General features: G+C 43.4%; 18 protein-coding genes and 1 pseudogene. 8 read left to right on the forward strand and 11 right to left on the reverse strand.

Annotated features, from left to right (window positions below):
* Positions 1-28 precede the first annotated feature (28 nt).
* From arsD to DSOL_RS04520, 4 genes are all read right to left on the reverse strand, one after another.
* Positions 29-418: an arsenite efflux transporter metallochaperone ArsD gene (gene arsD / locus DSOL_RS04505; protein ID WP_075363686.1), complete on the reverse strand. Its 390-nt coding sequence runs from the start codon at positions 416-418 to the stop codon at positions 29-31.
* A gap of 88 nt (positions 419-506) precedes the next feature.
* Positions 507-824: an ArsR/SmtB family transcription factor gene (locus DSOL_RS04510; protein WP_075363687.1), complete on the reverse strand. Its 318-nt coding sequence runs from the start codon at positions 822-824 to the stop codon at positions 507-509.
* A 289-nt stretch (positions 825-1,113) separates the two neighbouring features.
* On the reverse strand, positions 1,114-1,533 hold the full coding sequence (locus DSOL_RS04515; protein WP_075363688.1) for a universal stress protein: 420 nt from the start codon (positions 1,531-1,533) through the stop codon (positions 1,114-1,116).
* Positions 1,534-1,574: 41 nt separating this feature from the next.
* A complete protein-coding gene (locus DSOL_RS04520) occupies positions 1,575-3,059 on the reverse strand; it encodes a SulP family inorganic anion transporter (RefSeq protein WP_075363689.1) in 1,485 nt (494 codons plus the stop codon).
* Between the two features lie 275 nt (positions 3,060-3,334).
* On the opposite strand from DSOL_RS04520, the gene DSOL_RS04525 reads away from it, so the two are divergent.
* The 8 genes and pseudogenes from DSOL_RS04525 to DSOL_RS04550 all read left to right on the forward strand — a co-directional run bounded on the left by DSOL_RS04525 (position 3,335) and on the right by DSOL_RS04550 (position 7,356).
* Positions 3,335-3,523, forward strand: a complete 189-nt coding sequence (locus tag DSOL_RS04525; protein WP_075363690.1) for a helix-turn-helix domain-containing protein — start codon at positions 3,335-3,337, stop codon at positions 3,521-3,523.
* 170 nt (positions 3,524-3,693) lie between these two features.
* Positions 3,694-4,289 (forward strand): annotated as a pseudogene (locus tag DSOL_RS04530) (peptide chain release factor 3); the annotation flags it as partial.
* Between the two features lie 240 nt (positions 4,290-4,529).
* Positions 4,530-4,742 (forward strand): DNA adenine methylase, encoded by a 213-nt coding sequence (locus DSOL_RS28670; RefSeq protein ID WP_282433525.1) that lies wholly within the window; start codon positions 4,530-4,532, stop codon positions 4,740-4,742.
* Between the two features lie 92 nt (positions 4,743-4,834).
* The gene (locus DSOL_RS28675; protein ID WP_235838688.1) at positions 4,835-5,008 is read left to right on the forward strand and encodes a hypothetical protein; all 174 of its coding nucleotides are present in this window, start codon (positions 4,835-4,837) and stop codon (positions 5,006-5,008) included.
* A gap of 70 nt (positions 5,009-5,078) precedes the next feature.
* A complete protein-coding gene (locus DSOL_RS28680; RefSeq protein ID WP_235838689.1) occupies positions 5,079-5,321 on the forward strand; it encodes a hypothetical protein in 243 nt (80 codons plus the stop codon).
* Between the two features lie 164 nt (positions 5,322-5,485).
* The gene (locus DSOL_RS04540) at positions 5,486-6,646 is read left to right on the forward strand and encodes an ISL3 family transposase (protein WP_235838690.1); all 1,161 of its coding nucleotides are present in this window, start codon (positions 5,486-5,488) and stop codon (positions 6,644-6,646) included.
* A gap of 133 nt (positions 6,647-6,779) precedes the next feature.
* Positions 6,780-7,040, forward strand: a complete 261-nt coding sequence (locus DSOL_RS27085) for a hypothetical protein (protein WP_139314379.1) — start codon at positions 6,780-6,782, stop codon at positions 7,038-7,040.
* Between the two features lies 1 nt (position 7,041).
* Positions 7,042-7,356, forward strand: a complete 315-nt coding sequence (locus DSOL_RS04550) for a hypothetical protein (RefSeq protein ID WP_207649601.1) — start codon at positions 7,042-7,044, stop codon at positions 7,354-7,356.
* Positions 7,357-7,870: 514 nt separating this feature from the next.
* On the opposite strand, the gene DSOL_RS04555 is transcribed toward DSOL_RS04550, so the two are convergent.
* From DSOL_RS04555 to DSOL_RS04585, 7 genes are all read right to left on the reverse strand, one after another.
* Positions 7,871-8,716, reverse strand: coding sequence for a sulfurtransferase (locus DSOL_RS04555; protein WP_075363691.1), 846 nt, complete (start codon positions 8,714-8,716; stop codon positions 7,871-7,873).
* On the reverse strand, positions 8,709-9,413 hold the full coding sequence (locus tag DSOL_RS04560; RefSeq protein ID WP_075363692.1) for a TVP38/TMEM64 family protein: 705 nt from the start codon (positions 9,411-9,413) through the stop codon (positions 8,709-8,711). Before DSOL_RS04560 ends, DSOL_RS04555 begins: the two co-directional genes overlap by 8 nt.
* A gap of 87 nt (positions 9,414-9,500) precedes the next feature.
* Positions 9,501-10,037, reverse strand: coding sequence for a rhodanese-like domain-containing protein (locus DSOL_RS04565; RefSeq protein ID WP_235838691.1), 537 nt, complete (start codon positions 10,035-10,037; stop codon positions 9,501-9,503).
* A 109-nt stretch (positions 10,038-10,146) separates the two neighbouring features.
* A complete protein-coding gene (locus DSOL_RS04570; RefSeq protein WP_075363693.1) occupies positions 10,147-11,148 on the reverse strand; it encodes a radical SAM protein in 1,002 nt (333 codons plus the stop codon).
* Between the two features lie 35 nt (positions 11,149-11,183).
* On the reverse strand, positions 11,184-11,894 hold the full coding sequence (locus DSOL_RS04575; RefSeq protein ID WP_075363694.1) for a TIGR04282 family arsenosugar biosynthesis glycosyltransferase: 711 nt from the start codon (positions 11,892-11,894) through the stop codon (positions 11,184-11,186).
* Complete coding sequence (locus DSOL_RS04580; RefSeq protein WP_083642306.1) at positions 11,876-12,595, reverse strand: TIGR04283 family arsenosugar biosynthesis glycosyltransferase; 720 nt, start codon at positions 12,593-12,595, stop codon at positions 11,876-11,878. The genes DSOL_RS04575 and DSOL_RS04580 overlap by 19 nt, the downstream gene beginning before the upstream one ends.
* Entirely contained in the window at positions 12,543-12,998 is a 456-nt protein-coding gene (locus DSOL_RS04585; protein WP_075363695.1) for a C-GCAxxG-C-C family protein, read from the reverse strand. The genes DSOL_RS04580 and DSOL_RS04585 overlap by 53 nt, the downstream gene beginning before the upstream one ends.
* Between the last annotated feature and the right edge of the window lie 21 nt (positions 12,999-13,019).

Consider the following 13,019-nt stretch of genomic DNA (forward strand, 5'->3'; position numbering starts at 1 on the left):
CCGTTTGTTATTATCGAATAATCCAGGATTAGCAATTCTCATCGGAACAACCACATCCTCCTGAACTTTGAGGAATGATTTTAAATCCCTTTTCTTGCTCACCCAAGAAGCTAATCGGGATATTGAGGAGCTTCGCAAATTCCTCATTGCTAGGATATCTACCTGTTATCAAAATTTCACCCTCTAAAACAGTAATAGGCAGTTCATCAACCCCTTTAGTATTGATAAAGTCATTTACCGCCTTATTGTTGACAAATTCCATCGGTGCATTGGTAAGATTGAAACGGTCGACCTCAATACCGTTTTTCTTGAGTGAATTAAGAACGGTAGAAATCCGAAGCAATTCAGTGTCAACACCTATACCACATAGACCTGTGGGACAGCACATAGCGGTTTCAAATATCTGCATTCTTTTCATAAATAATCGCACCTCAATTTTATTTTATAAAGACAACTGGCTTCAGGTGGAGTCTTCAACCCCTTCTGAAGATGAGTTGAACTTAACCTCAACAGCCATGTCTAAGATCTCTCTCGTTGCTATTATGCCTTATCATTGTTATTTCATTAAGCAAGTTTTTTGCTGCGTCACAGCCCTCTTTGCTCAAGGAATAGTACATCCATTTTCCATGACGGTGGCTACCAACAAGTCCCGAATCACATAACATCTTCATGTGGTGTGATAAGGTGGATTGCGAAATATTCAGATCTTCTAGGATTTCGCAGGCGCACCTCTCTCTGCTTTGTAACATTTCAAGGACCATCAACCGATTGGGATCGCTAAGTGCTTTAAATACTTTTGCGTTGGTTTCATATTTGATTTTCATATTTATCACCTCATATCGATTTTCGTAGATATGTATATTATATATGTCATATCGAATAATGTCAATACGATTGAGATTGAGAATGGAATTTGTATAGTGCATATGAAATGGCATGAGGGATTGATACAATCCAACATGCCATTTTTGTTACTTACGACAGGGCTGGTGATACAGCAGCCACATACGAGTCACCCTTTACCTCCTAAGTAGGCCCGTTCTAATCCGGCAAGATTCTCACTTACTTCCGCGCTTTCCCTAATTAGCACCTACGATCATAGTGTGTCAGAATCTATTTTACAATTAATACAGGACAGTTAGCCCTTTTTGCTACCTTATGACTAACGCCTCCCAGAACAAACTCCTGTAAGCCGTTTAAACCCCGACTTCCTATGACAATGACGTCAAATTTACCATCATTAGCATATTTTACGATCGAAGGCCCTGGCTCACCGTGAATAAACTTCACTTTAAAATCGACCGTTGCCTGTTTCAACTTCTCTTGTATTGGGACCAATTTTTGATGTCTTTTTAAGGTTATAGCGTCTGTATCCAAATCACGTAATACGTCTGATTTAGACGCCTCACTGTTGACTACATAGACGATCTCGATGTTCGCATCGGGGTTATTCCGCATTAAAAAGATAGCTTTTTCAGCGGCTCTTAAGGAATGTTCCGAGCCATCGGCCGCCAAAAGGATTTTCTTAAACATAAGTTCAACCCTCCAATTTTATAGTTACCGTTGTCTCTTGCTCAGTGTTTAGGTGGCCCAGAGTCCAAATCAGTATGCGTTGCCAATTTATCAATCAATAGGGAACTCTGTTCGTTTAGTCCACTTAAAGTAACCTTGATGTCATATTGCCTGTATTTGAAGACGATTTTATCAATCGCAGCAACGGCTGAATTATCCCAAAGAGTTGCATTGCTAAAGTTTATATCCACTTCTTTAATATCATCATGGTTATCGGTCCTGAAATCAAATAAATTAATTAATTCTGTTACAGAGACGAAAAATAACTGCCCACTAATCCGGTATGTTTTCATCATACCGCTATTTTCTATTCGTTTTTTTACATGCACCTTCGATATTTTAGAGGCGAAAAAGACAGCACTTAGAAGAATTCCCACTATAACGCCCATCGCTAAATTATGAGTTGTTAGAACCATCAAAACGGTAATAATCATCACGAATGCATCACTTTTAGGCGTAATTCGTAAGGTTTTAAGAGATTGCCAGTCAAATGTCCCAATTGCCACCATAATCATAACGGCAACTAAGGCTGCCATAGGAATTTGCACGACATAATCTCGAAGACCCATAATTAGAACGATCAAGAACGTTCCTGCAATAAACGTTGATAATCGACCTCTTCCACCGGATTTCACATTAATTACGGACTGACCAATCATGGCGCACCCGGCCATCCCTCCGAAAAAACCGACCACAATATTTGAAAGGCCCTGCCCCTGACTTTCTCTGTTTTTATTACTTCCTGTATCTGTCATGTCATCCACAATGGTGGCACTCAGCAAGGATTCAGTCAGCCCTACCAGCGCTAGTGCAAAGGAATACGGCACTATAATCATTAAGGTCTCAAAGGTTATAGGCAGAGTGGGGAGAGAAAAGCTGGGGAAGTAACGTGTAATGATTCCCATGTCCCCGATTACGGGGACCTTAACGCCAAGCAGCATGGCAATTCCAGTAATGACCACGATCGCCACCAGCGTCGAAGGAATTGACTTTATCAGCAATGGTAATCCGTAGATGATCGCTAAGGCCCCCATGGTCATAGCGTACGCTTGCCATGTTTGTCCAAAAAGATAAGGTAATTGAGACGTAAAAATCATAATAGCTAAAGCATTAACAAAACCAACCATAACTGAGCGAGGTATAAATTTCATATACCTTGCCAGTTTGAGTGTCCCAAATAAGATCTGAAATAGTCCTGTTAAAATTGTGGCGGCAAACAGGTACTCTATACCATGGTCTTTTACTAAGGTGATAAATAATAGAGCCATTGACCCTGTCGCCCCAGAAATCATGCCTGGCCTTCCACCGACAAAAGCAATTAGAATCGGAATCATAAAAGATGAATACAGCCCCACCATGGGGTCAACCCCTGCAATAATTGAGAAGGCGATCGCCTCAGGAATTAAAGCCAGTGCAACGACAAGCCCTGCCAATACGTCATTTTTAATATTGCCAAACCATGACTCCCTGAATGATAGTGTTTCCATTACTAACCTCACTTTTTTAAGATAAATTACTATTCAATAGTGTTACCCCTCTGAGCAAAAAGAAAATACTCGTTACGGACTAACTCATTGAAACATCAATTTTCGAGGGGCGCCCGTCGTACGTTATCACAAATGAACATAAACGTCAATTTGTGTAAACATTCTATATTTGGTTAAAGTTTGCCTTCTTTAAGCTCATATTGTACAATATAGTTATCAGTTCTTATCAATAGTAATCACAAGTAGTGTAGCAAAGGATTAAGGAGTGAGTCCATATGGCCGAAGATAAAGAAATAATGACCATACGCCAGGTGGCTGAATACCTACAAATCAGCGAGGTTACCACCTATCGTTTGGTTCAGGACGATAAAATTCCCGCCTTTAAAATTGGTCATAGTTGGCGGGTGAAAAAAGAAGATCTTAACGAGTTTATTGAAAAGCAAAAACGCGGGGAAAGGTTCTAATAATTGGAACTATTACCCACTTATAACAATGAGCAAGAGGTGTTAAGGATGAGCTTAAAAAAATCCACACTTTCTAGGGTTAGTCCACCGTGATAAGTCAATTATCACAGATTAAATATTAAGAGGCGGATAATGCTAAGAGCGTGCTATTAATTAATAATGTTATAAATCTAGTGGAAAAGGTTCTTGGATTGAATCGTATGCTATGAATTGGCCAATCGGCATGGGTCCAGATTTTAAAGGGATTTATGATCGCCACACGGGGCAAGTTGAGCGTTTTATGGCAGGAAGTAGTAGATCAAGTTCCAGGCCACCTGTATCCGGAGCTCTCAGCGACCCAAACGTACGAGAGGGAATTAGACATGACCTTCTTAAGCAGCTAAATGAGGAAATTGAGCTCTTGGATATGGCCGGAAATACCTTCTCTCAGGAACGAGTTGACCGGGGAGAAGTGACGCTGGTGTTTTTCGGGAGCGCACTCAATAACTTCGGCGTGCCAAACTTTTTACGTAGCTTCCTTGATTTAGCACCGTCCCCTCAGCCCAGAAGCACGAATCAGGGCGAGCTAGCTCCAGAAACGCCCAGCTTTTCCGGCTATATTTTTAAGATCCAGGCAAACATGAATGCACAGCACCGGGACCGCATCGCGTTTATCCGGATTTGTTCCGGCCGCTATGAGCGAGGTATGAACGCGATTCATACACGTTCTCACAGACGACTTCGGCTCGCTCAGCCTCAACAGTTGTTTGCTCAGGAACGAACCATTCGGCTGTTATAAAGAAGGTGCCAAAAGCATATTAAAACCCCTACTAGTGATATTTTTATCATATTTCGTTATCAAATTAGCCGTTAAACACGGAACCAGCGAAGCAACTAAAAAACAATCACAAACTATTGAACAAATCAGAGATCTTGTCCTGGCAAAAACAAAAGATAAGTAAAACTTCATCACTTCTTATTACAGATTGAACTCTACTTACAAACTGAAACAAAATCTTATCCAAGAATACTTCATTATCCAGGTAGTAAATGGAGTATGACGGATTGGATTATAAGTAATATGCCAGATCACAAAACCTATCTTGAACCGTTTTTTGGCTCTGGTGCATTCCTTTTTAATAAAGGAAGATCGAAAAACGAAACAGTTAATGATATTGATGGTAATGTAGTAAATTTATTTCGAGTAATTAGAGAACGTCGTAATGAATTGCTGAATTAATAAGCTGGACGCCATATTCACGAGAAGAATATTATTTATCTTACGAAGATGTGGAAGATGAACTTGAAAAGGCAAGAAGATTCTTGGTTCGAATGTGGCAAGCAATCGGAGGCAAGACCAGTGATCGTACTGGTTGGAGAAGCGCAATTGATTCTAATGGTGCTCATAAGACAAAAGAATGGTCCGTCGTTCCTGAAAAGATTCTAGCTGTTGCTGAGCGCTTGAAAGCTGTTCAGATTGATCAAACCTGCTACGAAACTAATTGAACGTTATAATCGTCCTGATGTATTGATTTATGCTGATCCACCTTACATACTAGCTACTAGAAGCAAGAGGATGTATAAGCATGAAATGGCTGAAGCTGATCACCTCCAACTATTAGATGTTTTAGACGCTCATTCCGGACCGGTACTCCTTCCAGGCTACGATCATCCAATTTACGATGAACGATTAAAACATTGTAAACGTGAAACTAAATCTGTCAAAGCTGAGGCCGATAGAGATCGTCAAGAAATTCTATGGATTAATCCTCTTGCTGCATCTAATTACCAAGAAAGGCAGCTTAGTCTGTTTGGGTGAAAATGCAATGAATATTCTCAACCTACCAGAATACAACATCCTAAATATCCTCGAATCAGACGATGCTTACCGTATAGGGGTGGAGACAGCTAAACCACCTCTTTGTTGTACTCACTGGGTGTAAGGCTAACCTCTACAAGCACACTAAGCGTGTTCAACTTATTATGGATTTGCCCATGCACGGTAAACGAGTGGGTATTGAAGTTCACCAGTTGCGTTATAAGTGTCGGGAGTGTGGACAGACCTTTTACGAACCATTACCCAGCACGGATGATAAACGAGGCTGCACTAAACGTCTCATAGAGTACATAGAAAAACAATCGTTGAAGCGTACTTTCGTCAGTCTATCCAACGAAATAGGGCTTAACGAAAAGACGATCCGGAATATCTTTCGTGACTACATGAATCGGCTGGAGAAAAGCGTGCGTTTTCAAACACCACAGTGGTTAGGTATTGACGAGATTTACATCATCAGACCCAGATGCGTAATAACTAATATCCAAGATAACACCATTATTGACATTTTACCTGACCGTAACAAGCCAACCGTGATCACCTACTTGCAAAGTTTACCTGACCGTCAACGGATCAGTTACGTGGCCATGGATATGTGGAGGCCATACCGTGATGCTGTGAGCCTTGTATTACCCCAGGCTCAGGTTGTAGTTGATAAGTTTCATGTCGTTAAAATGGCCAACCATGCACTAGAAACCGTGCGTAAGTCTGTACGAGAAGGGCTAACGCCCAAGGAACGCCGAACCCTGATGCACGATAGGCACATCTTGCTCAAACGGCAAGCAAACTTAGATATCAGGGAACAATTAATACTTAGCTCATGGACAGGCACTCTAAAGGACTTAGGGTTGGCTTATGAGCTTAAGGAAGAGTTTTATAGGATATGGGAGATACAAAGCCAACAGGAAGCATTATACCGCCTAAAACAATGGCGTGAGCGTATTCCTGATCATCTGATCTTTGCGTTTAAAGATTTGCTCTCAGCCCTTAAAAACTGGCAAGATGAGATATTCGCCTATTTTGATCACCCGATTACTAATGCCTATACAGAATGCTTAAACGGCCTTATACGTGTTATGAACCGTATGGGTCGAGGGTATTCATTTGACGCTCTACGAGCTAAGATTCTCTTTACTGAAGGAACCCAGAAGGTCAAAAAGCTTAACTATAAACAGCAAGACTTCTCAAAATTAACAGACTCGGACTTAACATATTCGTTTGTAACAATTGTTCGAGAAAGTCCAGGAGAAACAAACCTTGGTGTGGACATTTCCACACTTATCCGTTTATTGGAAGAAGGTAAGATTTAAAGTTTTTCCACCACATAATCCGGATAGCCAAAATTAATTGCACAGGCTTTATAACTTGCATAGAATATTGTATGAGAGTCAATTACTCAATGCAGCCAAGGAGAACATGAATTAAAGGATGAGTGGTATTTAAGTGGACATATGTATTGAAAGCATCTGGGCGGAATTTAGTACACCGCTAAAGAGCTTTATTAAAAAGCGGGTCAAAAATGAACAGGATGTCGATGATATTCTGCACCGTATCCCCATCCGCCCAACATGTTATGGCCCCAACCCAACATATGAATTCCCCCTTCAAAATAATTTTCATTCCTTTAGAATGTCCTTATCCGTTGATAAGCTCATGACCGTTTTCGGTATCGATTACAAGTTTAATCCGAGTATGGGAGGATAAGATGCGCAAAAAACTATTTCTCTCCACGCTAGTCATCGTTCTAATCACCCTAACCTTTAGCATGCTTTCCGTCCATCTCGTCTTCCAAGAACAATTTACTGATTATCTTACTAAAACAAACGAAACGATCTTGGAAGCGTTACCTTCTCGTCTAAGCGCCCTTTATCTGAGTAAGGGCACTTGGGATCCCGCCTCTCTAGATCAAGTAAGCCAATCCCTCCCGGTCGGCACAATTGTCACACTGACCGATCCGAACGGTAAGTTCATTGCCACGTTAAACAGCTCTAGGGGCAGCATGATGCACGGTCGTGCCTGAATGGGGATGGGCGGCTACGGACACTGGGGTGGATACGTACCTAGCACAGTTCCCGCTCCTGCCACGAGCAGCAACTAACCCACATTTCTAACCGGGGCCAACCTTTTTACTTAATTTCTGAATATCTCATTATTTTATCCCTTGAGTCTTTCTCAAGGGATACTAATTATTCGCCATCACTTCGTCACCATGTTATGTGAGAAAAGAAAAAAAAACCAATGTTAAAATACATTTACAAATTTATCCTAAAAGGTCTTGCTTTTTTATAAGCAAAAAGGGGTGCCTCTCCTAAAAATTACTTTTTTAGGGAGAGGTACCCCTTAAATTATTCTTCTCTGACTCAAATAACAGAACCCGGCTTGGCCCTTCATTAGTCAATTGGACATGCCTATTTTTCCATTGGCATATTTGGATCAGCTGACCACTCATAAATAGATGCTTCGTAGTTTCTAACTTTATCAAAGCCAACGGCTCTGAGGACCGTGCTAAGATAGCCCGATCTTATACCCATAGTTCAGTAAACTACAAAATCGTCTTGAGGAGTAACTCCCAAATCAGCCATCCTCTTTATGATTTCTTCAGGTCGTTTTGGAGTTCCATTTTCATTGAGCACTGATGACCATACTAGGTTCTTCGTCCCCTTAATATGTCCTCCTCTGGCTTCTCCGGCATCTTGACTCCCTTTATATTCCTTTTCCGTTCTTGCATCTATGCTTACCGTTTTGCCAAGATTTGTATAGACATAATTCTTGTCTGCTGAATAGCTTTTATCAAACTCTTTAAGAATCAACCCCGTAACTAGGGCAGGCTTTGGAGAGGCTTCTTTGGTCATTTCATAGCCCAGTTCTTTCCAATAAGGATTCCCTCCGTATAAAAGTTTAACATTGTCAAGCCCCGCCATTCTAAGTTGCCAAACGTTTCTTCCGTCAGAACCCGGTCCAGGCAGTACATTGGACGTGAATACCACAAGCGTGCTGTTAGTTACTCCATAAGACTCCAGCTTTTTTGTCAGCGCCTCTTTGTCCAGAGTCGTACCCCATAATGGATCCCCTGGTTTTCCAACTATCTGTGAAAGTCCATGCCAACCAATTCCAATGGCTCCTGGGATATGTCCCTTTTCATAGACATCTGGCTTGCTAGTATCAACTAAGATTGCTGTCTGATCTCCCAGCCTTTTTTTGAGTTCCTGGGGGGTTATAAATAAATCGCCTTTTGGGTAGATGGAAAGGTCAGCTGCTTGTTTAGTTTGGCCTGAGTCTACAGAATTCAAAGGTTTCTGTGGCCATGTTGCACAGGCACCTAATAATATCATTAAACTCAATAAAAGCGCCCCAATGCTAAAAAACCTCTTCTTAAACACTTTTTCCTACCTCCTTTTTCTTATCGTTCCTAACTTGCTTGATGAGCACCGTAAGTGCACTAACGGCAAACAACATTAACAACCCTGTTACAAACGTCTTGGTAGTTCCGGTTAGCATACCTCCAATATAGGAGTAGACAATGGTTGCTGGTAGTTGTCCAATGCCTGTGGCAATAAAAAATGTCCAGAATCTCATAGATGTTAAACCTGCTCCGTAACTCACAATGTCAAAGGATATAAATGGAAGTAAGCGGGCAATTACGATAGCGTATTTCCCATATTGTTTGAAAAAATGATCGACCTTCTCTAAAGCCGTCCGTGAGGTTAGTTTCTCTACCGCTGCTCTTCCTAAGAACCTAGCAATATAGAAACATAATGCTGCCCCTACCATAGCACTCGACCACGAAAGAATCGCGCCGTATACCCAACCAAACAAACTAGCGTTAGCAAAGGTGATGATAAAGGCGGGCAGAGGTGCTACTACAGACTGGAAAATCATCAGAAGAAAAGAGATTATCGGAGCCCAAATGCCAAATCCCAAGATATAACCCCTGACTAAATCGACATCCATATTGCTGAGAATGAAAAAAACTTGCTTGATATTTATTTTTATTACAGGGACAAAATTGTATAACGCTAGCACTGCCAACAATGCCAATAGTTTCCCTCTGTACCCACTTAAAATGTTTTTTACCACACTCACCCTTCCAATTATTTTAGATAAATTCGTTTATAATGTTTAGCTTCTGGTTTTCCTTAATGTCCCGTGAAAAACTTGCGAACTTTATTTCGCTAATAGCTTGGCATAGGGCCAACCAGCCTGGCCATTTTCCAGAATCATGAGTCTGGATTCTGAGATTCCTTGATCGGTTAAATATTGAACCGTATTTTTAGCTCCACCGGCACCTTTAGGGCAAACGACTACAATCGGATCCTGTGAAGCCTTCAATTCTGGTAAAACCTTAGCTACCTTGGCTTTTTCCTCATCCGTTTTAACTGGATAAGCGTAGGTTGGGATAACCCCTTGAATATGATGGGCATTATATTCTTTTTCCACCTGAATATCCACGATTTTCAGAGGACTTTTCTTCTCAATAGCTTGCTTAAGCTGATCGGCGGTATAATATTTAAAGTCTGTGATCGCCTTGCCAGGCAAGGCTGACGTGCTATTCGCAGCCGTATTGCTTGCGGGTGTACCATTCGTCGTAGTTGGTGTGGTTTGCCCGGTGGTGCTACTGGAACCGCAACCGGACAATACCAAAGTTAATGTTACAGTCAAAGCTAAAACTAAAGTTTTACCAACGATCATATTCTTTTTCACGAAAATTTCCTCCTTTAAATCTTGACATTCAGGCCACTTGCACGGCACCATCAGAAGTTGAATAGCATAGCCAGTTTAATCAGGCTCTTTTAAACACAATTTCGTACTTTCACCTCTTTCCCAGTACTGCCGGGGATGGTCCCTCGGCAACCTTCCAATGAGCTTCCCTCAGGATTGTTTGACAACCCTCCACAGAATAACCCCGGTTGGTTTGTTTCTGGACATCCCTTGGGTTTGAACCTTCCTCCGCCCACAAAATACTAGCCCCCGCCAGAACCCCCATGCCGTTGGGTTCATGCGTACAATTTAGGGGAACATCATACCCTATTCCCAGGCGAACGACTGCCAGGATCAGTGCCATTTCTGCTTCGGTCACGATTCCCTCACGGGCGAGTATAGTACCCGGGATAGGGATACGTCGGGCGGCGCCGCTAAAGATGGGAGCCATATCCCGAGTGAGCAACGTCATTTCCGTTAACTCCTCAACGCTGTGTTCCCCACCTACGGGTTCCACGCACGTTGCAATCGACAAGCCCGCCTCCTGGGCTGCGCGGATGGTTCGCAAACGAGTTTCTGGCTTAATGAGCGTTACCTTGCCTTCCCTCAAGCGGACCGCATGATAGATTCCCTGAAAGCCGGCTTGGCGCAAGGCCTCGGCACCCTCTCGTCCGAAATCCCCTGTATTAGCAAGCAAGACTGCTTCTGGACCCAGAGCAGCCCGCACCTCACGCCCAATCTCCAGAAACTCGACAAAACTAAAATTGGCCGTCGTCATCAGGTAAATTGCATTGGCTCCTGCCTGTTGAAACTGATCGCACCGTTCAATAATTTCCTCCAACCCTAGCACCGTAGCCGTCTTGAAAATCCCGTGACAGGAGGCAAAGGAGCAAAAGGCACAATTACGGGGACAGGGTCCAGCATTAATACCCACCTGAGCATGCACCTCAGCCAATCCCTGAGCTGCTTCCGTACTCATAGATCGGGCTGCAGATAGAATCATAAAGTACTCTTCAGAGAGCACTGGAACACTAAACAACGCTTGGATTTCAGGTTTACTAAGTTCACCACCAGCTACCGCCTTGCTTATGCACTCGTTAATCCACGAATTCAAGTCACCATCTCGCTTTCTCTCCTGTTTTCAATCAATCACCTAACCTCTGCGCGCTTCAATAAATAATTGGCATAACGCCAAGCCAGAGTCGACTTTCCTCTACTGTCCCCTGTCCGACCTGCCCATGCCTTGAGATCCTGCCAGCGGTCAATATCTTGCATCTTCGACAATAACGCCGTCTGCAGCCGTAGTCGGCGGGCGGCTTGCAAGGTTTGCTCCAGCACCTGTCCACTCCCCCAATCGATGTCGCGAAAAAGCAAGGGATTAACACTCTTCAAACCGATTAAATAATACCCACCATCAAGGGCGGGCCCTAACACGAGATCATGCTGCCTCAGTTCCGCGCAGGCCTGTTCCAAAAGGTTCCGGTCAATACCAGGGATATCCGAACCGATTAGAATCACTTGCTGAAATTCCGTCAGACTCTCCTGCACAGCGCAAAGCATCCGTTCTCCTAGATCCCCGCCATGTTGCCGGTAGAAAGCAAAATCCGACCAGTCCAGTTCCACCAAACAGGTAAATTCCTCCGGCATCGCCTGAGGAAAAGAGGAGCGAAACTCCTCGTTGGAGCCCCCCGCAATATATATCCTAGCGGGCATTCCCCAATTCCGCAGCACTGCCTGCAAGTCATAAAGACAGGCCCGGTGAAACAAAGCCGCTTCCTGCGCACCAGCTTTTTCCTGTAAACGGCTCTTAGATCTGCCCGGCAGGGGAATTTTGCTCATGACTATGACTCCCGTTGACATTCTTTTTCTCTCCCACCCGCTTGGTAAAAGCGCTCAATATATGACAAGGGAAATCCTAATGTGAAAAGCACTTTTACCCCCTGCATTTTCCAGAAGGTACGCCAAAGGCCATGCCTCCTGAAGCGCCGGGTACTGGCAATAATCTGGTCCTTTAAAACACAGGCATTGACCCTGCGCCGCGCGCGTCGCGAAAACTCTAAATCCTCTAAGAAGGCCCAGTCTGGGAATCCTCCTACACTGTTAAAAAAGGCCCGCGTACAGTAAATCCCTTGATCACCGTAGCACATTGCCAAATAACGGGCGCGCCAGTCGGATGCTTTGGCCAGCATTCGGAAAAACCAGGAGTCTTCATCAAACCTCAGCCTGCAACACCCCCACTGAGTTCCCTTGCTTACGGACTGTCTGATCTGGGCTACGGCCGATCTTTGCAGCCGGGAATCAGCATGTAAAAAAAATAAAATATCCCCTGAGGCAACCTGTACTCCCACATTCAATTGAACACCTCTGCCCGGCTTACTTGACACAGCAACGGCCCCGCTTTGCTTGATCAGCTCAGCAGTACCGTCCCGACTCCCTCCATCACTAACAATTATTTCTAGTTCAGGAATCCCTTTCAGAGATTTAATTAACCTGCCGATCGTTGCAGATTCATTGAGCGTGGGTATGATCACGGAGATTTTGGTCAGCATTATTCCGGACATCTGCCCATACCTCCTCCAGCATCCCGGCAGTTTTGGCTGTCAGTGCAATACACCCTTGCCTGCTAATTTTCTCCCATAAAGACCTTTGCTTACAAATCACACGACAACAGGTAGAGCCGAATTTCGTTCGAAAACGAGACGTTAAATCCGCTGCCAGCTTGTCATTCAAAGAATGTCCATAACGGTTTTTTAGAATACCAGAGATCATGACCATACCCACTAAAGCACCACAGGTACAACCGCTGTCCATGCCTTCTTTAAACAACGAGGTAACCGCTATGGCCTCAGGGGCTAATTCCAAATTCCAAACTTTATTGGCTGCCCGTACTACCGCTTCACAGCAATTGTCTCCTTGCTTCATGAATTCTTCAGCACAATTGGATAGTTCACTCCCATAGCCCATCCTCTCTTCCTCCCTCGTTTT

Source organism: Desulfosporosinus metallidurans (genome assembly GCF_001936615.1).
Classification (GTDB): domain Bacteria; phylum Bacillota; class Desulfitobacteriia; order Desulfitobacteriales; family Desulfitobacteriaceae; genus Desulfosporosinus; species Desulfosporosinus metallidurans.

Bases quoted from the DNA above. Each gene is read 5' to 3' on its own strand.
- arsD (WP_075363686.1), bottom strand. From the start codon at position 418: ATGAAAAGAATGCAGATATTTGAAACCGCTATGTGCTGTCCCACAGGT.
- DSOL_RS04510 (WP_075363687.1), bottom strand. From the start codon at position 824: ATGAAAATCAAATATGAAACCAACGCAAAAGTATTTAAAGCACTTAGC.
- DSOL_RS04515 (WP_075363688.1), bottom strand. From the start codon at position 1,533: ATGTTTAAGAAAATCCTTTTGGCGGCCGATGGCTCGGAACATTCCTTA.
- DSOL_RS04520 (WP_075363689.1), bottom strand. From the start codon at position 3,059: ATGGAAACACTATCATTCAGGGAGTCATGGTTTGGCAATATTAAAAAT.
- DSOL_RS04525 (WP_075363690.1), top strand. From the start codon at position 3,335: ATGGCCGAAGATAAAGAAATAATGACCATACGCCAGGTGGCTGAATAC.
- DSOL_RS28675 (WP_235838688.1), top strand. From the start codon at position 4,835: ATGTGGCAAGCAATCGGAGGCAAGACCAGTGATCGTACTGGTTGGAGA.
- DSOL_RS28680 (WP_235838689.1), top strand. From the start codon at position 5,079: ATGTATAAGCATGAAATGGCTGAAGCTGATCACCTCCAACTATTAGAT.
- DSOL_RS04540 (WP_235838690.1), top strand. From the start codon at position 5,486: ATGGATTTGCCCATGCACGGTAAACGAGTGGGTATTGAAGTTCACCAG.
- DSOL_RS04550 (WP_207649601.1), top strand. From the start codon at position 7,042: ATGCGCAAAAAACTATTTCTCTCCACGCTAGTCATCGTTCTAATCACC.
- DSOL_RS04575 (WP_075363694.1), bottom strand. From the start codon at position 11,894: ATGTCAACGGGAGTCATAGTCATGAGCAAAATTCCCCTGCCGGGCAGA.
- DSOL_RS04580 (WP_083642306.1), bottom strand. From the start codon at position 12,595: ATGTCCGGAATAATGCTGACCAAAATCTCCGTGATCATACCCACGCTC.
- DSOL_RS04585 (WP_075363695.1), bottom strand. From the start codon at position 12,998: ATGGGCTATGGGAGTGAACTATCCAATTGTGCTGAAGAATTCATGAAG.